General features: G+C 44.3%; 15 protein-coding genes and 1 tRNA gene. 7 read left to right on the top strand and 9 right to left on the bottom strand.

The features are described 5' to 3' along the window. Positions 1-58: 58 nt before the first annotated feature. The 4 genes from MAS10914_RS0125545 to MAS10914_RS31035 form a co-directional block, all read right to left on the bottom strand. Positions 59-3,067 (bottom strand): methyl-accepting chemotaxis protein, encoded by a 3,009-nt coding sequence (locus tag MAS10914_RS0125545; protein ID WP_017318787.1) that lies wholly within the window; start codon positions 3,065-3,067, stop codon positions 59-61. A gap of 155 nt (positions 3,068-3,222) precedes the next feature. Continuing rightward, the gene (locus tag MAS10914_RS0125540) at positions 3,223-3,753 is read right to left on the bottom strand and encodes a chemotaxis protein CheW (RefSeq protein ID WP_017318786.1); all 531 of its coding nucleotides are present in this window, start codon (positions 3,751-3,753) and stop codon (positions 3,223-3,225) included. 13 nt (positions 3,754-3,766) lie between these two features. Further along, positions 3,767-4,132 carry a response regulator transcription factor gene (locus MAS10914_RS0125535; protein WP_017318785.1) on the bottom strand — a complete coding sequence of 122 codons (366 nt, stop codon included), beginning with the start codon at positions 4,130-4,132 and terminating at the stop codon, positions 3,767-3,769. A gap of 106 nt (positions 4,133-4,238) precedes the next feature. Further along, the gene (locus MAS10914_RS31035) at positions 4,239-5,516 is read right to left on the bottom strand and encodes a response regulator (protein WP_017318784.1); all 1,278 of its coding nucleotides are present in this window, start codon (positions 5,514-5,516) and stop codon (positions 4,239-4,241) included. 734 nt (positions 5,517-6,250) lie between these two features. Here MAS10914_RS31035 and hmpF point away from each other — a divergent pair. After that, the gene (hmpF, locus tag MAS10914_RS0125525; protein ID WP_017318783.1) at positions 6,251-8,008 is read left to right on the top strand and encodes a pilus motility taxis protein HmpF; all 1,758 of its coding nucleotides are present in this window, start codon (positions 6,251-6,253) and stop codon (positions 8,006-8,008) included. A gap of 73 nt (positions 8,009-8,081) precedes the next feature. Here the strand turns inward: hmpF and tilS are convergent, their stop codons facing one another. Further along, entirely contained in the window at positions 8,082-9,110 is a 1,029-nt protein-coding gene (gene tilS, locus MAS10914_RS0125520; RefSeq protein ID WP_017318782.1) for a tRNA lysidine(34) synthetase TilS, read from the bottom strand. A gap of 295 nt (positions 9,111-9,405) precedes the next feature. Here tilS and MAS10914_RS0125515 point away from each other — a divergent pair, with 295 nt between their 5' ends. Then, a complete protein-coding gene (locus tag MAS10914_RS0125515) occupies positions 9,406-12,192 on the top strand; it encodes a M16 family metallopeptidase (RefSeq protein WP_026082813.1) in 2,787 nt (928 codons plus the stop codon). 100 nt (positions 12,193-12,292) lie between these two features. Here MAS10914_RS0125515 and MAS10914_RS0125510 read toward each other — a convergent pair whose 3' ends face one another. Continuing rightward, positions 12,293-12,775 (bottom strand): PDDEXK-like family protein, encoded by a 483-nt coding sequence (locus tag MAS10914_RS0125510; RefSeq protein WP_017318780.1) that lies wholly within the window; start codon positions 12,773-12,775, stop codon positions 12,293-12,295. A gap of 43 nt (positions 12,776-12,818) precedes the next feature. Further along, a tRNA-Arg gene (locus MAS10914_RS0125505) sits at positions 12,819-12,891 on the bottom strand. Positions 12,892-13,227: 336 nt separating this feature from the next. Between MAS10914_RS0125505 and MAS10914_RS0125500 the strand changes: the two genes are divergently transcribed. The 5 genes from MAS10914_RS0125500 to cutA all read left to right on the top strand — a co-directional run bounded on the left by MAS10914_RS0125500 (position 13,228) and on the right by cutA (position 16,776). Beyond that, on the top strand, positions 13,228-13,521 hold the full coding sequence (locus MAS10914_RS0125500) for a hypothetical protein (RefSeq protein ID WP_017318779.1): 294 nt from the start codon (positions 13,228-13,230) through the stop codon (positions 13,519-13,521). Positions 13,522-13,615: 94 nt separating this feature from the next. Then, entirely contained in the window at positions 13,616-14,275 is a 660-nt protein-coding gene (locus MAS10914_RS0125495; protein WP_017318778.1) for an Npun_F0813 family protein, read from the top strand. A 135-nt stretch (positions 14,276-14,410) separates the two neighbouring features. Then, a complete protein-coding gene (locus MAS10914_RS0125490; protein ID WP_026082812.1) occupies positions 14,411-15,292 on the top strand; it encodes a hypothetical protein in 882 nt (293 codons plus the stop codon). A gap of 18 nt (positions 15,293-15,310) precedes the next feature. Next, positions 15,311-16,357, top strand: coding sequence for a hypothetical protein (locus MAS10914_RS0125485; protein ID WP_017318776.1), 1,047 nt, complete (start codon positions 15,311-15,313; stop codon positions 16,355-16,357). 62 nt (positions 16,358-16,419) lie between these two features. Next, positions 16,420-16,776: a divalent-cation tolerance protein CutA gene (cutA, locus tag MAS10914_RS0125480; protein ID WP_017318775.1), complete on the top strand. Its 357-nt coding sequence runs from the start codon at positions 16,420-16,422 to the stop codon at positions 16,774-16,776. A 27-nt stretch (positions 16,777-16,803) separates the two neighbouring features. Here cutA and MAS10914_RS0125475 read toward each other — a convergent pair whose 3' ends face one another. After that, on the bottom strand, positions 16,804-19,542 hold the full coding sequence (locus MAS10914_RS0125475) for an HAD-IC family P-type ATPase (protein ID WP_017318774.1): 2,739 nt from the start codon (positions 19,540-19,542) through the stop codon (positions 16,804-16,806). Between the two features lie 69 nt (positions 19,543-19,611). Next, positions 19,612-20,460, bottom strand: coding sequence for a nitrate ABC transporter ATP-binding protein (locus MAS10914_RS0125470; RefSeq protein WP_017318773.1), 849 nt, complete (start codon positions 20,458-20,460; stop codon positions 19,612-19,614). Positions 20,461-20,476: the final 16 nt, after the last annotated feature.

Raw genomic sequence — 20,476 nt, 5'->3', positions numbered from 1 at the left:
TTATGAATGAAATTTATTTCAATTCATACATAATACATAATTCATAATTCAGAATTTTTTACCTAGTATTTTCAGCAGTTTCGACTCGGAAGCGTTCAACAGAGGTGATTAGGTCGCGAGAGACACCCACCAAATTTTGTAAGGCGCCAGAAACTCGTTGTGCTTCCCCAGATGTTTCTTGCGCCGTGAGTTCCACAGACTGCACAACCTGAGCCACAGCGCGGGAGGTTTCGGTTTGTTCGACTGTATCTGAGGTAATCCCGCGCACTAAAATATCAATTCGCTTTGCGACTTGAATGATGTTCTCTAGCGATCGCCTGGCTTCTTCTGCCAATCTTGTCCCTTTAATGACCTGTTGTGTCCCTTCTTCCATCGCAGTCATCACAGAGCCTGTTTCACTCTGAATTTGCATCACGATTTGTTCAATTTCTTTCAACGACTTTGCTGATTTATCCGCTAACTGCCGCACTTCATCCGCCACAATTGCGAAACCCCGTCCGGCTTCTCCAGCGCGTGCTGCCTCAATACTGGCATTGAGTGCTAACAAATTCGTCCTGGAGGCAATTTGGGAAATCAACGCCACAATCTTAGAAATTTCTTGCGATGACTCTGCCAGTCGCTTGACTTTTCGGGTTGTTTCTGCTACGGTTTCCCGAATTTCTAAAATTCCCGCCACAGTATTCTCCACTGCTTCTCCACCTTTGAGAGCGATTTCACCGGCATCACGGGTCACAGCTTCTGCTTCCCGCGCTGCTTCTGCTACGCGTTGGATGGAGTCAGTCATAATCTGTACAGAATTCAGCGTCACCGCCAATTCTTCTGCTTGCCGCAGAGCATCGCTAGATAATGCCCTAGCAAAGGTTTCAGAATTGGTTGCCCCTTTGGTGACTTCCCGCGCTGCCACTTTCACTTGTTGCACAAGATCCCGTAGGTTTTGAATTGTCAGGTTAAAAGCATCGGCAACAGCTCCGAGTACATCAGCTGTGACCTCGGCTTGCACCGTCAAATCTCCCCTAGCGGCTCCTTCCACATCGTCTAACAGGCGAATCACTTGGCGTTGCAGGTTTTCTTTAGCTTCCTCCTGTTCTTGAGCATTACGTGTAGCTTCATGGGTCGTCGTGAACATCACACGAGTCATTTCGTTAAAGCCAGCAGCGAGCTGCCCAAATTCGTCTGCTGAAGACACCGTGGCTTGGACATTGAGATTTCCTTGGCGCACGGCATCAAATTGAGCTTGCAAGTCTTGAGTCGTGCGGCGAATTTGCCTAAGGGTGAACCCACCCATAATACCTGTGGTAGCAAACCCAGCAATTCCTGCTGCCAAAGTCATTGCCCAACCTGTGTTTCGCAGCGACTCCCGTTGTTGGGGTGGCGAAAAGTTAGCAGAAACAAAGCTAACTCCGGCTACAACCAGTGCCGAGACAAAGCCTACAGTCCCAGCAACAATCCATTGCTTAGTTTCTAGGGGGGCATTTTCCAATGGAGCTAGAAAGCCTTGTTCAACCGAGACTTGAAGTTCTCTGTTCGAGACATCTGCTTCGGTAAAGACTGGGACTCCTTGTTGGGAACTCCTCATCATGAATAGTTCCGAGTCGCCCTCATCTGTAGGGGTGCTACGCGCAACAGAATCCTCCTTAAGCGTGCTATCCGTAGCGAAATCGCCGCGATTTTCAGGACTGGGTGCATTCTCTACTTTAGTGTGCGACTTACCGTTGTTTTCTACTGATGCTGAACGCATCTGTGAATCCTCAAAGGCAGAATCTCCTGTGAGGTCAAATCCCGGAATCTTCCCTAAGTCATCAAATTCATCAAAGTCGTCTAAAAATTCTACATTGTTACTTTTAGAAAGATTTCCATTGCGTGTGCTACTTTTGTCATTCTCTACAGATAATGTTTCGTCTAATCCAAAAGCAGACTCAAAAGCCTCAAAGTCAAAACTGTCGTTGTCGTCATCATCAAAGCTATTTTGCTGTGTTCTGGAGTCTACGCCAAGCTGTTTGTCTAGAAAATTGCTGTCAAAAGAAGAGGAGATTTCCGTAGAGACTGGGACGACCGTATGGTTATCCGATTTGGAAACCTCCTCCTGCTGTGATGAATTTTGTGGGATTTCAGAAAACTGTTCTTGAGCGCTGTATTTTATGTTATTTTTTGTCGCACTCGTGTTAATTTCCGTTTCACCTGTTAGCATTTCATCCTCAAAAGGACTTATTTTCAAGTTAAAATCTCTACTGTTTACTTCCTGTGAGTTTTCATCCTTGAAGATAGCCTGGTCTTCCAACCTACTACTTGTTGAGCCAACTTGTGTAAATGGTGAATTGCTAATATTTTGCTGTTGAATTTCTAAATTGTGGTTAGCAGAATTTGTACCACTTGTAGGTAAAGTACTATTTTTCTCTGGCTCTTGAAGACTCTTTTGAGACATATCTTCAAGCCAAAAATTTGGCAACTCTAATTCTGCTTGCGCTTCTCCATGACTTCCATGACTTAGTTGCTCTGCCTCTTGTGGAATAACAGCAAAAGGGTCATCGCTAGAATTTTCTTTGGAATTTGACATACCAACTACAGTACTATCGTCTAGTGGTAAGTCAAATGGACTACTGACAGATATTTCCCTGTTTTCTACAGCTTCCTGATGCTCATCCAAATTCAAATCAAAGCTGCTACTGTTAAAGCCTTGCTCATCCCCAAAATTTTCTAATTCTTGTTGAGAAACTGTTTGAGATTCAAACGAATCCGAAAAATTCTTATCCTCATTATCTTGCTTCTCAACGACTTGAGAGTCTAAGTCTTGTTGGTATTGAGTTATATTATCAATACCATTTTGAGCAAAGCTGATGATTTCTTTGTCGTCAGTGAACTGCAACACCTTTTGATATTCTGCTTTTGCCACGTCATACTGCTGCAAAACATAGTAGACGTGACCCCGCAGCAAACGGATATTAGCGTCTTCTGGTAAATGTTGCACCACTTGGTTAATGAGAGTGGCTGCTTCTTCATAGTTACCTTTCACATAGGCTTTATAAGCTTGCTGATATGTCTGCTCGCAATCCTCTATACTTGCTGCCATTTCGTGCCTCCCAAATTTATCCTAAGTTGCATCCAGCTATAGAGATTGACACGGGAACACGGGGACGCAGTGAAAGTACTTGAAAATTCCCCACCTCGCCGTGTTTCCCCTTCTTTGCATCTGTCTTGTTTTCTTGTTTGAAGGCAACGCCGGTTTCATCCTGCCCACCGCGCACTCCCCAAAATTGCGGTTTGATCGAGCAGCCGCAGACATTGATTTTCTTTTGCATCTAGTATCCACTCTCCCCGCAAAAAGGGAGCCATTGTGTCAGGCACGCTCGTTGATATGATCAGATGCTGTAAGTCAAACCAGTCCATACCGACGATTTTCTCTACTGCCAAACCAACTATTGTGTCTTGCTCTTCAATAGCAATCACAGGAATCTCCGCTCGATCCGTGTTTAAGGCAGTTGTGTCTCCTAGAAATTGACCCAAATCAGCCACCCAAATGACTCGACCTCGTAAATTTAGAGTACCCAAAAGCAAAGGCGAAGCATTAGGAATCGGGGTAATTTTATCAGGGCTTAGTTCGATGACCTCCCGGATACCTGTGGCTAGTAGTGAAAACTCTTGATAGGAGGGAATATAAAACCTTAAATATAACTCTCCTTCAAGACGTTCTACTTGTAATTCAGGACGGAGTTGGTCTTGTCCACTTCCTTCTAAAAAATCCGGTTTGCTGATCATGTTGAGTTCATCCTTATCCTCGCAGCAGTTGTTTGACTGTTCCCACCAACTCCGTTGGTTGAAAGGGTTTAGCTATGTAGGCATCTGCCCCTTGCTTCATACCCCAGTAGCGATCAAATTCTTCCCCCTTAGAAGAACACATCACTACTGGTACATCTTGGGTTTTTGGATCAGACTTTAGGCGACGGCAAACTTCGTAACCGTTCATCCGAGGCATGACGATATCCAACACCACTAAATCGGGACGAGCAGTTTGAATTGCCTCCAAAGCTTCTAATCCATCGCTGGCATGAGTGACGGTTAAGCCACTCGCTTTCAGGAGGTCTGTAATCATCTCCCTTTGTGCGATACTGTCTTCCACAATCAGAACTGTACTCATAAAACGCCTATATATTTCCTGATGTAGACGTTCCTAATTGGAACATTCCCTGGATTTCCCCACAAGCATTTACTGTATAAAATAATTCTATTCCTTCACTAATTTATTAGATAATGTTTCTTATACTGAGGCTTGCTATTTCCGTGATATTATTTTTTACCCCATTTTTTGTCGAATCAACAAGTGTTGTCTCTCTTTTGTCACCCGAAACTACACTGTAGTTGATATACCTGTTAACAAGCATTAATAACTCAGTGTCCGTAAACGGCTTTGTTAAATAATCTGTCGCCCCCAAAATTCTGGCTTTTGTTTGCTCAACAAACCTTAAGCGACCTGTAAGCAGAATAATCGGTACGAGTCGAAATGCTGTCGAGTGTCTTAGCATTGCACAAATCTCATAACCATCCACTTCCGCCATGGCAATGTTGCATAAAATTAAATTTGGCTTGAGTTGAAAAATACGACTGAGAGCTTCTAAAGAATTGGTCAAAGCAATGACTTCATACCTTTGCGGCTTCAAAATAGTTTCAACTATCTCACAAATCGTTATATCGTCAATACAAACTATATACGCCCTATGGTTTCTCTCTAATTCTTCTGCCAATTTTTCAGTGTTTTTACTTAAATTAATTAAATTTTTATATTTAAATTTTAGCCATCCTTGTTTTACGTACGGGTAAATAGTCTTAGCAACCGTCAAAATATCCCGGTTGAGATAGCGAGCAAGTTGACGCAATGATGTATTACCATCTGCCCAGTGCTGTAGTTTCTTCACGGTTGCAGCTGGTAGCGAAGACCGTAGCTGATCTATATCAGCAAGCAGTGGAAATTGCTCTGGAGACTGAATGAGTGGATATAACTGCTTCCACTCCTGCACCTGCTTAGTAATTTTGATAACCAAAGGAGCAATTTCCAAAGTGGTCAATTGCGGCGTAAGTGCTGAACCTAGCTCGAAAATAAAACGACCTTGATGTAAACTCAATATGTCAAATAGAGTCTCGTGTACAAAGTTATAAATAATACTACGAGCTTGTGCTGGTTTGATAATATTTTGCTCTAAGAGCGCCCATAGGTATCCGTACTCTGGTGCATTTAGCAACCCCCCAGAAGCTACTTGCATTTCGTTGAGTTGCACATTGACCCGGTAATAACGCAAGTAATCGTCAAGCCGAGACAAACTGGTATCGTCATTGGTCGCATAAACGATTTGACCGTTGAAAAAAAAGACAAACCAAGACTGTTGTTTGCATTCGGCATCGCGTACACGGACTTTGTAACTATTGTGATAGCTGTAAGCTTCAACAAATAGTAACCCTGTTCGCTGTCCCAACTCTATCAATTGCAGGATACTGCGAATATCAATTTCATTTAAATTTCCCTGCATTTAGCTAAAAGGCGCTCCATATATCATAAAATATTACCAAAAGTGTAAAAAACACCACATTTATGTAGACTTGCCATTTGAAGGCTCAGGAGCAGTTCACTTTATGCGTTGACAACTGTTACGCTGTCAATCTTCTCGCCAAAATGATGAGAGTCAGTGAACCCTGTTTATTACATTCTTTGTTCTAGTGTTCCCGTTTAGATAAAGATAATTAGAGTGATAAAAAAGTAAAAAAGTGTTTTCACCGATTGTGGTAGACAACAGACGCGAGTCCAAAAGCAAGCAAAGCATATAGGGACATAGAGCAGTGCTTACTGTTTTTTGGAACACATACAGCAGAATTCAGAATATGCCCTCCGGGCACGCTGCGCGTTAACGCAGTTCCGACCTAGGAGGCACAGAACTCAGAAGTAAAATTGGCTCTGTGTCTGGCTTTTAGACAAGAGCGTTGTACTTCACCTACTTGCAATGTGCTGTATCTTAAAAATTCTGCCAAGATACTTTGGCAATGTTAGTGATAACACGGAAGTCATCATAACTACGATCAGTACAAAATATAGATACGCGACAAGTCAGTTCCATAAATATTAAGACGTGACACATCGCGTCTATAAATATATTGTCTGTACTATCTGTCCATTTATCCTCCATTGAAGATAGGTGAGACAGGTGAGTGCAACTATTTAAAGTACAGCTCATAACACGAGCATTGAGTACACAAAAGGAATAACAGTGTGCTGTATTTAGCAGAAGTACAAAAACAGAAAGGCGGGTTACTCGGTGGTGGTGGCAAAACCGAACTAAAACTACTGGCTTGTCAGCGAACTGACCAGAGTTGGGGTACGGTTTCTGAAGAAGTGATTGCGGCTGAGGAAGCTAGCAAATTAAGTGATGGAATCCTTGTCTTGGTTGAAATGAATCCGAATCGTCAAGTGCAGCGGATTCAGGAGGCAGGACGTCCGTTAGTCAATATTTTGCAGAATTTTTCCCGTCAGGTGGAAAAATTTAAGGTCAAAGAAGAAGAAATTGACCAGTGGAAGCAGTCTCTAACGTTTCAAGCGCAAGAGTTGAATCGCCGTGAAATGGATATGGAAACTCGTTTGGAACAACTGCAACAAAAGGAAGATGAAGTTCAACGTTTAGAGACGCAACAACAACAAGTAGAGGTTTCCCGCCAGGAAATTGAAAAGTTACGAATGGAAATTGAGCGCAACCGTCAGGAACTGGAAGGAGCATGGGGTCACTTGCGGGGTGAGCAGCGTCGCTTGGAGGAGTACAAAGCAGAGTGCCAGCAGCAGGCTGTATTGGATGAGGAGCAAAGTCGAGTGCTAAATGAGTTACTTGCTCGGCTCTCTACTAGCGTTGCTCCAACACAAACAGTACGCGAACACCTCGATCTTGCTTTAGAAATGGTGGAAAGGCAGCAAGCAGTTTTGAACCCACACTGGCAACAACTGGAACAGCAAAAAACTGCAGTTGACCAACAGCAAGTGGAAGTTAATCGTCTGTCGCAAGAGTTATCTGAACGCCAAAAAGAATGGCAGCAAGCTCAAAATTCTCTTGAGCAGCAAATAGCCGAGTTGAAGGTGAATACAGTTACTCTTGAGCGCAAGCAAGAGTATGCGCGAATCCTGAAAGACCAACTGCGACACCACCAAGAGTTACACCAAAAGCTTCGCTCCTTTTCTGCAACAGTTGATGTGACTCCTACTTGTAAAGTTGATGTGGCAGCTTTGGAAAATATGCCTCTAGAACAACTGCAAAATATAGTGCGAGAGTTGCAGCAGAAGTTGAGCATTGACTCTAGCTTCGTTCATGAGCAGGAACAAGAACTAACAGAAAAACAAAAAAATATAGAAGAACTCCAACAGAAAATAAACCAAGGTTCTGAACTAGAACGCGGCTACTTAGAAGCCGAACTGGTGGATGAAAAAGATCTCTACCAGATGCTTAATGAAACATTGGTAGGACAACGCCGCAGCTTGCTTGAGCAACAGGATATTTTCAAGCAACACCAAACAGTACTGCAACAGCGAGAAGGAAAATCTCTTGTCAATGAACAAGAGGAAACAAATATTGATTTAAAAGCAATTCTGCTGCAAATTGAAATGCAGCAACAACAACAGTCACAAGAGTTGCAAAATCTCGAGCATGAGATTTCGCAGATGCATACCAGCATTGAGCAAATGCAAGGTGTCATTGCAGAGCAAACGCAACAGCAACAGACTCAGCGCGACTCACTGCAAACTATGGAGCAAAACTTGTTTGTTTTGCAAACAACAACCGCAGAATCTCGCGGACGGTTGAATTTATATCAAGAGGCGCTACAACCTATTCAATATTCCGTGGATGAGGTGCGGCAAAAGTTACAAGGAATGACTGAATCGTTAGCAAGAGTGCAGGAAACAGGTGATTATCAACTCCAAGCTATTGCTCAAATGCGTCAGACACTCCTAAGTCTGATGTCTCAACCGCAGTTGACAGCATCTTAGACAGTAGAGACGTTGTATTGCAACGTCTCTACACACCTTCTTGGATGAAAAATCACTACTTAGTACTCAGTACTCAGAAGTGTTTTAGGTATATCCAGTCACCTTCAACTTGGGCGATCGCACCACCTGGAAATGGATCAGTCTGCGAACGGTTTGGTGCTGTCATTAAAGCTGTCAGTTTTTCAATTTGCTCGAAACTAGGAGCGCAAGGAAGTCTTTCTTGTAATACCTGACGCATGACGCGACGTTGTAGCGCCAGTGGTGCTTTCTGTAATACACGACGGTTGAGCCTTATTGGTTGTGGGTTATGGGGAATCCCTCCCTCATCTCCCCATCTCCCTATCTCCCCCGCCATCGCCTCTTCCCGCAACTGATGAGCAGCTTGTTCTAAATATTCCACTTCTGCTTGTAGAATTTCGGCAGTCTGGGCAAGGGCTGATTCAACTAAGGGGTTGAAATTTTCTTGCAAATATGGTAATAAATGTTGACGAATGCGGTTGCGAGCGAATTTCAAATCTTGATTGGTTGAATCTTCCCAAACAGGAAGCTGAAAGTCTTGGCAAAATTCCCCTGTTTGCGTGCGAGTGATTTCTAACAGTGGACGTAGAAGCAAGATGTCACTATCAAGCAGACGTTTCCAGGTTAATGCTTGCAAGCCATCGGCACCAGTGCCACGAATTAAGTTGTAAAGCAGAGTTTCAGCGCGATCGCTAGCTGTGTGACCTGTCACAATACAGTTAAATTGGTTTTCACAGGCGATCGCACTCAAAGCTTGATACCGCCAATTGCGTGCTGCGGCTTCGCTTTTTAAAGGTTCGTTCGCTGTTTGTAAATAAAATGAAAGATCCCAATTTTTTGCTAAATTTTCTACATGGCTCGCATTAGCTTGGGAGTCAGGACGCCAGCGATGATCACAGTGAGCAATACCTAAATGCCATCCCCATTTTGGTTGCAAATCTAATAGTAATTTGATGAGACAGAGAGAATCTTGTCCGCCAGAGACAGCGACTAATAGCCGTTGATTACGCTCAAATAATTGGCGCAAGCGGATGCTGCGGTGTATTTTTGCATGGAGGGGAGTCCAAGGAGTGCGATCGCTCATTTAGCAATTCAAAACTCAGGGGCTATGTTGATTGTTTTGTAGACATTTTGCAGAACGCACTCCATAACCAAAACCAACGAAAGTGAACTCAGTAATATTACTTAAATTAAAATTCCCAATCATGAGAGTGAGAAACAATTGTCATTAAGCCGTAACATTGAATTGTTAAGCTAATCCTAAGCAAATATTAAATTTGGTCATATACCACACTTTATGCTCTCTTGTTTGGTAAAACGCAAGAAAGCATTTTTATAGCATATATTTTGTTGGTCGTTTATTTCTTGTGTAACCTACCATGCCTTTTTTCTCGAAGCTACGTTCATTTATTCTGGTGGGATTTTTCTTAAGCTTCCTCCTAAGTGGAGTGCTGTCAGGAAGCAACTTCAGCAATGCTGCAACACCAAGTCTCCTCACACCTGTATCCGGTCTTGCCCTCACTCAAGGGGTACGTAAAACGGTATTGGAAAATGGCTTAACAGTGCTAACGAAAGAAGTCCATACCGCACCCGTTGTGAGTGTGCAGGTCTGGTATCGAGTAGGTTCGCGCAATGAGAAAGCAGGGGAGAATGGCATCTCCCACCAGCTTGAACATTTGATGTTCAAGGGAACCACTGACCGTCCGGTGCAGTTTGGTCGGCTATTTAGTGCATTAGGCAGTCAGTTCAATGCTTTTACCAGCTATGACGAAACAGCCTATTTTGGGACAGTGCAACGCGACAAATTGGAAGCACTGCTCACCCTAGAAGCCGATCGCATGGAAGGCGCTTTAGTTGGAGCCGAACAACTGACAAGTGAGAAGCGTGTCGTTATCTCTGAGTTACAGGGATATGAAAATTCTCCTGGTTATCGCCTTAACCGTGCCGTCATGCGATCGGCTTTCCCAAACCGAACCTATGGCTTACCTGTGGGAGGCACAAAAGCCGATGTGGAAAAATTCACGGTGCAGCAGGTACGGGACTACTACAATACCTACTACAGCCCTGACAATGCCACCCTGGTAATTACAGGAGATTTTGCGACTGAACCCGTGCTGAAGAGTGTCCAACAAACTTTCGGAAAGCTACCGAAACGGGCATCTAGAGTAGGGGGAGATGAGACAGAGAAGGGAACAATATCCCCTTCATCCTCTCCAGTCTCCTCAGGGGGTAAAAAATCGCCTATTGTCCTGAAAGAGCCAGGAAGTGCCGCACTATTGCAAGTCGTTTATCCTCTACCAAATGTCACTCATCCGGACGTACCTGCAATTGATGTGATGGATGCCATTCTCACGGGCGGGCGTAGCTCACAGCTTTACCAAGCTTTGGTAGAATCAGGCTTGGCAAGTTCAATAAGTGCAAGTCCTGCGGAACTGATCGAACCAGGTTGGTACGAAATTAATGCTACAGCGGCTCCGGGTCAAGAGCTATCGAAAATTGCTTCTGTGCTGCAACAGTCGTTGGCTAAACTGCAACAGGAACAAGTCAGTGTAGCAGAATTGAACCGAGCAAAGACGCAACTGCAAGCTTCCTTTGTACTCAGTAACCAAGACATCACCTCTCAAGCAACCCAACTGGGGTATAGCCAAACTGTCACCAGAGATTATCGCTATATTGAGCGCTATTTAGAGGCGATCGCCAAAGTCACAGCAGCGGATGTGCAGCGAGTGGCGAAAACTTATCTCAATCCTGCTAAACAAACTATCGGCTTTTTTGAACCAACTCTACCAGGTGGTAAGCCTGGGTCTTCCAGTGCTGGTTCTGATCGCACTGTAGAAAACTTCAGCCCTGGTAAGCCTGTAGACCCGGCAGAACTTGCCAAATACCTCCCTCCTGCTACATCAGCTACCGCTTCGACTCAACAACCGTTACCAGAGCAATTCACGCTTAAAAATGGGTTGCGAGTTCTCTTGCTGGCTGACCACAGCGTCCCCACTGTTAACCTAAGCGGACAAATTGACGCAGGTAGCGAATTTGACAAAAATCAGACAGCAGGATTATCGAGTCTCGTTGCTACCAATTTAATGAATGGGACTCAGACAAAAAATGCTCTGACTCTGGCAAAAGCGTTAGAAGACCGGGGAGCTAGCTTGGGATTCAATGCGACTCGTGAAGGCGTCAGTATTGGTGGAAATGGCCTGTCTGCTAATCTGCCGATATTGATTCAAACCTTGGCAGATGTGGTGCAAAATGCGACCTTCCCAGAGAACCAGCTTGAACTCAGTCGTCAACGAGCGTTGATAAGTCTGAAAGTACAGCTCGATGACCCTCGCGGATTGGGACGACGGGTATTCCAGCAGGCAATTTACCCTGAAAATCATCCGTTTCATAGCTTTCCTACAGAAGAGAGCTTAAAAAGCGTGACTCGTGCTGATGTGCTGCGCTTTTACCAGGAACACTACCGACCCGATACGACGACGATCGCCCTCGTGGGTGACTTTGAGCCAAATCAAGTCAAAGCACTGTTCAATCAAGCTTTCGGCAAATGGCAAGCTCAGGGTGAGCCTCCGACTCTCAATTTAGCTCCGGTGTCTTTGCCAGAAACGATGAAACGCTTAAGTTCAGTGATTCCCGGTAAGGCGGAGGCTGTGACCTACATTGGTTATAATGGGATTTCGCGGAAAGACCCTCGTTTCTACTCTGCTTTGGTACTGAATCAAATTTTGGGCGGCGATACCTTGTCTAGCCGATTAGGTACTGAGGTGCGCGATCGCCAAGGTCTAACCTACGGTATCTACAGTGCTTTTGCTGCTGGAGTTCAACCAGGTCCATTCTTGATTCAGATGCAGACTGCTCCTGGAGATGCTCAAAAGGCTGTTGCTAGCACCTTAGCTTTACTTAAGCAGTTGCGAGAGCAAGGAGTCACTGAGGCTGAATTGAACACGGCGAAACGCTCAATTACTAATAGCTATCCCGTGGACTTAGCCAATCCTAGTAATGTAGCGAGCATCATTTTGGACAATGCCGTTTACGGGCTTTCTCAGGAGGAAATCCGAGAATTTCCCAAGCGCATTGAAACAGTCACTTTAGATCAGGTGCAGCAGGCAATTGAGGAGTTAATTCAACCCGATAAATTGGTGATTGTTACCGCCGGACCAGGAGCGTAAAGAGATTGTGAGCAAAAATGAAGGATGAGTATAGCAGTCTTAAATGACTTGTAACTAGGTAGTGGGTGGTAGGTGGAATTCTTCTTTTGATCTACCACCTTTATTCTGATAATTTTGCATAAGCTTTTTTAACCCAGTATCCTCTAGCTGGCTTTTCAATGCCATAAGCCTTACACCATTTTTCGACAGCCTTGTCGGATACTCCAAAGTCTTTAGATATCTGTGCTGTTGGTTTTTCCCACACCAGTTTTTGTAATTCTTCTTTGGAAGGTCTTTCTACTTTTCTAGTATGAATTCTAGAATCTAAGTTTACCTTCCTAGTGGTTAAGTCAACTCCAAATTCCTTGTAAGTTCGCTTAATCGCTTCTTCTGTAAAGTTTGTAAAATCTTCCCACCAGTAAAAAGGATTAGGTGATTTTGGCGGTGTCGTTCTGATGCAGCAACCGCCAAATTTAATTGCTGGATAAATAACCTTGTAACCTTTTGCAGTTAAGTCTGCTATTGCTTTGGTAGCAGCAATATCTGCCTTATTTTTTGTATGATGCAGCACTACTAATATAAACCCTCTACTTGGTTCAATCATCGTACCAAATTAGCGGGCTTTAAGGGTTCGTATTTAGTTACAACGGGCGCGGCAGGATTCGAACCTGCGACCAACGGATTAGAAATCCGTGGCTCTATCCACTGAGCTACGCGCCCAAACTAAAGATACTAGCTGGCTGGACAGTAATTACCCAATATTATATCTGTGAACCTAAGCAAAAGGCAATTGAAAATTATTGCAGATTTCACATTAGCGAGGCTAAGATCCAAGTCGTTACAAGAGTTAGTAAATGTACACCGAAAACAAAGCAAATGGAGTATTGGTTAGTTATCCTGTTTTGTCAATGGGATGCTCCCGACAAACGCGAAAAAAGCGCACGCCAAACACAAGCTATGCAGCTTGCGTGCGTATAATGATATCTCCCCTTTGACGCTCCTCGACCTAAAGGTGCGAGGATTCTTGCCTCACCGGATCTTATCTAGAGCAGCCCCATGACTTACTCCCCGACAGAACTCCTCCGCAAGCAATTTAGTTTAAAGTTGACGACGCGCCCCACCGCCAACTATGTACAAGGAACACAAAGTTCTGTACAACCAAACCTCATTCGTTTTACGTACCCAAGGTTTCATGTATTGCACAATCTTTCTGGATACAACGCCCTACGAATTGTCAAGGTTCAGGCTCGTTCTCGCACTATGTCGTCGCTGTTGTCAGGAATTTTATTTTGGTCGAACATTGCGATTGGTGAGAAACAAGTGTCAAAAATTATACTAAATTTTTTGTAAAAAGTAAAGCGTCTAAAGTCCCCCTTTCAGGGGGAGGTTTTCAACCCAAAATTTTTGATAAAGAACGCCTTGGTGAGGAGTTATTGCCAGTGTCATGTTTATTCTGAAACGGCAAGATGTTGAAATCTCGACCATTCAGCACCCAAAGCAGGATCAGCTCTTGCAGATCCTCTATTATCAGGGGCAAACTTTTTGTTTGATTAGCGTCTTCAAAGCCAACCAAGAAGAAGAAGCCAAAGCCTTATGGAGAGAATTAACCGATAACCGAGGTAAAGCCTGTGTTCTCCTAGAGGAACCAGCACGCTACAGCGTTTGGCGTAAGGTTCGTTTAAAGCAGATAGGTTGTGACACGGGTAACCCTAGCAGGACACGAATTCTAACTCAAGCCTGTCTTTTGCTGCTGCAAGCCGTTTATATGGATGTAGAGGATTTTTTAGGTTCTCGACAAGCAGCGTTATTTGAGAAAGATATTGCCCAGGTGTTGCAGCAGTGGCAAATTCCTCAACTCTCTTCTCCAAAGTTAGTCAAAAATCTGCTCAATATGGATCTGCAACAAGTTAGCCAAATACCAAGTTGGCAAGAACACCATATTATTACCCTCTTACAGGAACTGCATCGCTTGGCAAAAGCATATTTTGGCAATACCAACTTTGCCGAGCAAGTGGTTGATAGGTTACAAGATATGCCTGAGGGAGAACGAGATCTTTTCATCAGTTGGCTAAATCTATCTTCGTTGAGTAAACTGTGGCATTAGTTCATAGCAGTTTTCTTGGTGTTGGATCATCTACTGCTTTTACCCTGAATTGACTCTTTCCCTTTCATGACGGTTATTTCTTAGACTGTCAATCAGCCAAAAAACTGCTAGAGTGCATTTATACAGTAAAGTTCTATGAGTAGCGTTTACAACAAGTCACACCATCCCAAATCCATGTTTTCTACTCAGAGCATCGTCTTAGCTAACCTTGGCTGGGGTGCGCTGGCACTATTGTACTTTCTTTTGTTTAGTGCCAGAATTCCAGCTACAAATGGCATGGAAAGGCGTGCTGATTGGTACGTCCTTGGTACAAATATTTTTGAAGCCATAGCTTATCTGGGTGCTGGTGTTTTATGCTTGAGAAATTGGCGTAGTCCAAAAATTGTTAGTGATCGCAATGTTTGGCTAGCAATCGGTATCGGTATGGTTTCTTATTTCCTAGGGGGGATATTCTTCGGTTATAGAGAAATAGTCTTGAAAGAAGAACCTATCGTTTCCCTTGGTGATGTATTTTTTGTGATGACTTATTTGTTGCTTGGTATTGGCATGATTTTGGCAGTAACTTCTAGGCGACTCAATCTAGAAAAATGGCAGTGGATAATTGTGTTGGGAATTGGAGCTTTCGGTAGTGCATTAGCGTGGTTAATTTCTAATCAACCACAAGCAATAGTTGAAACTCAAATGCCAACCGGGATAGAGAGTATTGCACCAATTTTGAATTGGTTTTATATCGTTAGCGATGTAGTGTTGTTAATTATCGCTACTACCTTATTGTTAGCCTTTTGGGGTGGAAGAGCGTCTTTGTCTTGGCGAATGATTGCGGCAGCAGCATTTTCGCTTTACATTGCAGATATGTGGTTTCAATACGCCACAAATTGGATTCCTAACTATCAAAGTGGAGAGATATTAGAGGTATTTTGGGTGTGGAGTGGAGTTTTATTTGGCATGGGCGCTGTCCTGGAATACGACGCATCTTCCTACCGTTCACGACGTACCAGTGGAAGAAAACGAGCTTAGAAATTTTTGGTGTCTACCGTGAGAAAACTAACAGAACCAGATAAACAAGAAATTCTTAAGTTATATCGCGAAACTGCCGAAACGACCTCAACTTTGGCAGAACGCTATGACGTAAGTAACTCGACGATTAGCCGCTTGCTCAAGAGTACTTTGCCAGAAGACGAGTATGAATACCTCGTCTCTTTGAAGCGTGCTGCTAGAACGCCTGAAGGAAGAGCACAGGTCAACTACGAAAACTTGCCTGTGTTTATCGACGAGCCACAGGAAGACCAGACACAAGAGCAACAGACAGCAGCAGATCCGGTTGCTGAACAGAGTGCGCTCGAGGTTCAGGTGCAGGAACCAGTAGTGGTAGAACAACCGCGCCTTGTGGAAGTTGATGATCGAACTCCTGCGGTTAGACGAGTGAAGCGGCGCTCTTCAGCTCCTGCAAAACCAATACCAAAACGAGTTGAGCGAACTGAGCAACCGATTGCTGAGCAATTGGAACTTTTAGAACAGAAACCTCCAGACAAACCCCCAGAAATCACAAGCATTCCCAGTCCGCTTTTGGAAGATACGCGTCCAGAAGCAAATGTCATAGCGGAAATGTTTGGCGAAGACTTGCTAGACGAGTCAGATGATTTGGAGGATTTAGAAGAAGATGAATTAGAAGATGACGACGAAGAGGAATACCTAGACGATGAAGATTATGAAACAGCTGCGCCTTTTGTCACAAGACCAAGGTCGGGTGACACATTAGTTCGAGTCTTGCCACTGTCAGCAGCCAGTTTACCCAAAACCTGCTATCTAGTGATAGACCGCTCCTCAGAATTAATCACCCGACCACTTAGAGAGTTTGGTGACTTGGGGCACATTCCTAACTTGGAAACCCAGCAAAGAACGCTGCCAGTCTTCGATAACCACAGAGTGGCAAAGCGCTTCTCTACCAAGCGCGATCGCGTGATTAAAATTCCTGACAGCAAAATGCTACATAAGGCACGTTATCATCTCCAGGCAAAGGGAATCACTCGACTGCTGATTGATGGTCAAGTTTATTCCTTATCCACATCTACAACGGTTTAGTCATGAGTCAGCTATCAGCTAGCTGACTCATGACTACCATATTTATGTGTTAGTTGCAAATTATGAATGAATCAGCTAACTACGGTGTCGTATTAGTAACGGCTTCTTCAGTGGAGGAAGCAGAAGCGATCGCCAATGCTCTTGTGGAAGCTAAACTTGCTGCTTGTGTAAATTTGTTGCCAATTCATTCGATTTATACTTGGCAAGGACAAATACACAAGGAGCAGGAATGGCAACTGCTGATTAAAACAGACTTGAGCAAATTTCTCATTTTGGAAGCAAAAATTCGCGAACTGCACTCCTACCAAGTGCCAGAAATTATTGCTCTGCCTATTTTTGCTGGTTCTCAGCCCTATCTCCAGTGGATTTCTCAGCAGGTGATACTAACTGCTGAGTCCCAAGTACCCAGTGCTGAGTGAAAATAACTCAGGATGTACTATGTTTTCTTAATTAGGCGGGTCAAAGCGATTGATGGAAGCTGCAATGGCAATCATTGGTAAGCTGACACCAAAGCAGATCAACCACTGGTCAAGGGTTAGTGGAGTTGTGGAGAAAACTTGGTTAATAAAGTTAGATTGACTGAAGATTATTTGCAAAATGACAGCACCGACAATTCCAGCAGCAATTGCAGGCGCACTTTTAATCGATTCGGTTGAACCACTCCATTTGGCTGCTAAAGAAGGCAACAATTGGCTAATGCTTAACAGATAAAAGATTCGCCCCATAACTAAAGCCTGAATCGCCATTGTACGGGCTAGTGGCAAGCTACCCCAGGGCGCTTGGCGTATCCATTCAAACAACCCAAAAATCAAAGTCCAGTTGTAGAGAGAGACAGCTAAAATACGCTTAATTCGATTGCCTGTCAAGAAGGGTTCATTGGCTGGGCGAGGTGGTTGTTTCATGACCTCCGTAGATTTCGGTTCAAAAGATAACGGTACAGTCATGGTGATGGAATTCAGCATATTGAGCCAGAGAATTTGCAATGACAAAATGGGTAATTCTCTGCCAAGCAGCGTACTAATTAAAATTGTCATGGATTCTCCACCATTGACTGGGAGAATAAAGCAAATCGCTTTGATAAGATTTTTGTAAACTGAACGACCTTCTTCGACAGCCGCTTCAATTGAAGCGAAGTTATCATCTGTGAGCACCATATCAGCAGCTTCTTTGGAAACCTCAGTACCGCTTCCCATCGCAATGCCAATATCTGCTTGCTTGAGGGCTGGTGCGTCATTCACCCCGTCCCCAGTCATCGCCACAATCTCGCCTCTAGATTGTATAGCCTCGACCAAACGGAGTTTTTGTTCTGGGGCGACACGGGCAAAAACGACACCGTCTTCGACAGCGTTTTTGAGTTCGGAAGTGTTCATTTGGGCGAGTTCAGTACCCGTGTACGCCACGATTTTCTTATTTCGGTTGCGGAACCCCATGCGACGGGCGATCGCACTTGCTGTTGTCACGTTATCGCCAGTAATCATCTTGACTTGAATTCCCGCTTGCTGACAGGCATGGATAGCGGCGATCGCTTCTTGTCGGGGTGGATCAATCATGCCTTGCAACCCCAAAAAAATCAGCCCGGTTTCGATGTCAGAATGGTTTATGGAATTCTGAGTAGGCGGCATCGACTTTTTAGCAAAAGCAAGCACCCGTAACCCCTGCTTTGCCATGACATCGGCTTGTTGATACAAAGTCTCTTTAACTATGGGAGTCAGATTTCCCTGAGCATCCAGCATTTGCTGACAACGCTGAAGAATAGCCTCCATCGAACCCTTCACATAGATAATTCTGAGTCCAGTATTTTCCTGACTCCCTGCTGTGTGTAAAGTTGCCATGTACTGAAATTGGGACTCAAAGGGGATAGAGTCTAGCCGTGGCATTAACTTTTCTACAGATGGTTGTCGCAATCCCGCTTTGTTGGCAGCTGCAATCAATGCTGCCTCAGTTGGATCGCCAATTACTACCCAATTGCCATTCTTTTGCTCTATGTGGGAGTCATTGCACAACAATCCAGCTACGAGGCATTCTTTAAGAGATGGAGCCTGCTTTAAGTCAACTGGCTGTTGATTGAACAAAATTTGCCCTTCTGAGCCGTAACCACTACCAGTGACAGCACACAACATACCTCCGACATAAATCTCTTGAACAGTCATTTGGTTTTCTGTCAAGGTGCCGGTTTTATCAGAACAAACAACAGTTGCACTACCAAGAGTTTCTACAGCAGGCAACTTACGAACAATTGCATGACGACGTGCCATCCGCGCAACTCCCACAGCCAGCGTGACAGTAATTACTGCTGGCAATCCTTCGGGAATTGCACCAACTATCAAAGCAACCGCAGCTTCTAAAGCATCATTAAAGCTTCTTTGTCCCAGTCCCACGGCAAAAGTCAGAGTTGCCATACCCAAGACAAAGTACAACCAGTTTTGGCTGAATTGGTTGAATTTCCGAGTCAAGGGAGTCGTCAGATCAACCCGTTGCTCAATTAACTGGGAAATTTTGCCCGTTTCAGTATGATTGCCAATGGCGACAACAATGCCTGTGCCTTGTCCAAACGTCACGAAGCCTCCTGCATAAGCCATGTTGGTGCGTTCTGCCAGAGGGGTTTCTGGAGTCAGGACTTCTGTCTGTTTTTCAACGGCAACCGACTCACCCGTAAGGGCTGATTCATCGATTTGCAAATCACGCACTTTAACCAGACGCAGATCTGCTGGGACTTTGTCGCCAGAACTGAGCAGCACAACATCGCCAGGGACTAACTGCTGGGATGAAATACGTAACTTCTTGCCATCGCGGATAACAGTCGCTTCTGTTTGAACTGCGGAAGCTAAAGCAGCAAGCGCACTTTCGGCTTTAGCTTCTTGAAGAAAACTGATAATGGCATTGGTGGTAGTTACGCCCCAAATGACCCCAGCATTAATCCACTCTCCAATGAGCGCCTTGATAGCTCCCGCACATACCAAGATAATCAGAAGCGGCTGATTATATTGCAGGATAAATTTTAACCAAAGAGGTTTTTCTTTCTTAGCAGATAGCTCATTTGGTCCGAATTGAGTGTGTCGCTCAATGACCTCAACAGCAGTTAAACCCTTTTCGATGTGACTACGTAAACTCTTTTCCACCTGTACTGGAGAAAGAGTATGCCATTGATTAGAGGTTACTGTTTTCTCAGAGGTTACTGTTTTCATTGTTTTTGGAGATGTCAAGCCTGATTTGAAAAACTTGTTGTTTAAAACTGGGAAAGATTTTTCTAGTTTCTATTCGTCGTGAGCAAAGCGGCGGTAGAGGAAATCTAGAGCGTGGTTCCGCAGCTGGTAGTATTGTGGGTCTTCCATAATCCGCGAGCGATCGCGCGGACGGGGGAAAGGAATTTCAAGGATTTCACCGATTTTGGCAGCAGGTCCGTTCGTCATCATCACTAAGCGGTCTGCTAGAAACAGTGCTTCATCAATATCGTGAGTAATCATTAGCACTGTGCATCGCCGTTCGTTCCAAATTTTCAACAATTCTTCCTGTAATTCTTCTTTGGTGATGGCATCTAATGCCCCAAAAGGTTCATCCAAAATGAGAACTTGGGGACGAATTGCTAGAGCACGTGCAATGGCAACCCGTTGTTTCATCCCCCCTGAAAGTTGCGGTGGTTTTTTGTCAGCAGCCTCTGATAGTCCCACGAGTGCCAGATGGTTACGTACAATTGCTGACTTCTCCCCTTTTGACTTGTTGGGAAAAACGGCATTAACAGCCAGATAAATGTTTTCAAAAGCAGTCCGCCAAGGCAACAAAGCGTAGTTTTGGAATACCATCATCCGGTCTGGACCAGGCTGAGTGATTGGCTTGGAGTTAAGCAGCACTCCTCCAGAGGTTGGCTTGGTAAAACCAGCAACCATGTTCAGCAGTGTCGATTTGCCGCATCCTGAGTGACCGATGACGCAGATAAACTCACCCTCATGCACGTTGAGATTAACGCCATCTAATACTGTATAAGGACCTTTGGGCGTGGGATAGACTTTGGAAGCGTCCTCAATGACCAAGAAAGGATTTGAACGCTTAGATGTTGCTACAGGCTCTCTGAGGGTTTCGGTGTAGGTTAAAGCGCGATTTAACATAGCTATTTTGGATTGT

The sequence above is a fragment of the Mastigocladopsis repens PCC 10914 genome, from assembly GCF_000315565.1.
In the GTDB taxonomy this organism is placed as follows: Bacteria; Cyanobacteriota; Cyanobacteriia; order Cyanobacteriales; family Nostocaceae; genus Mastigocladopsis; species Mastigocladopsis repens.
Note: the sequence above shows the minus strand (reverse complement) of the source record. Positions and strands in the feature narration are given on the sequence as shown.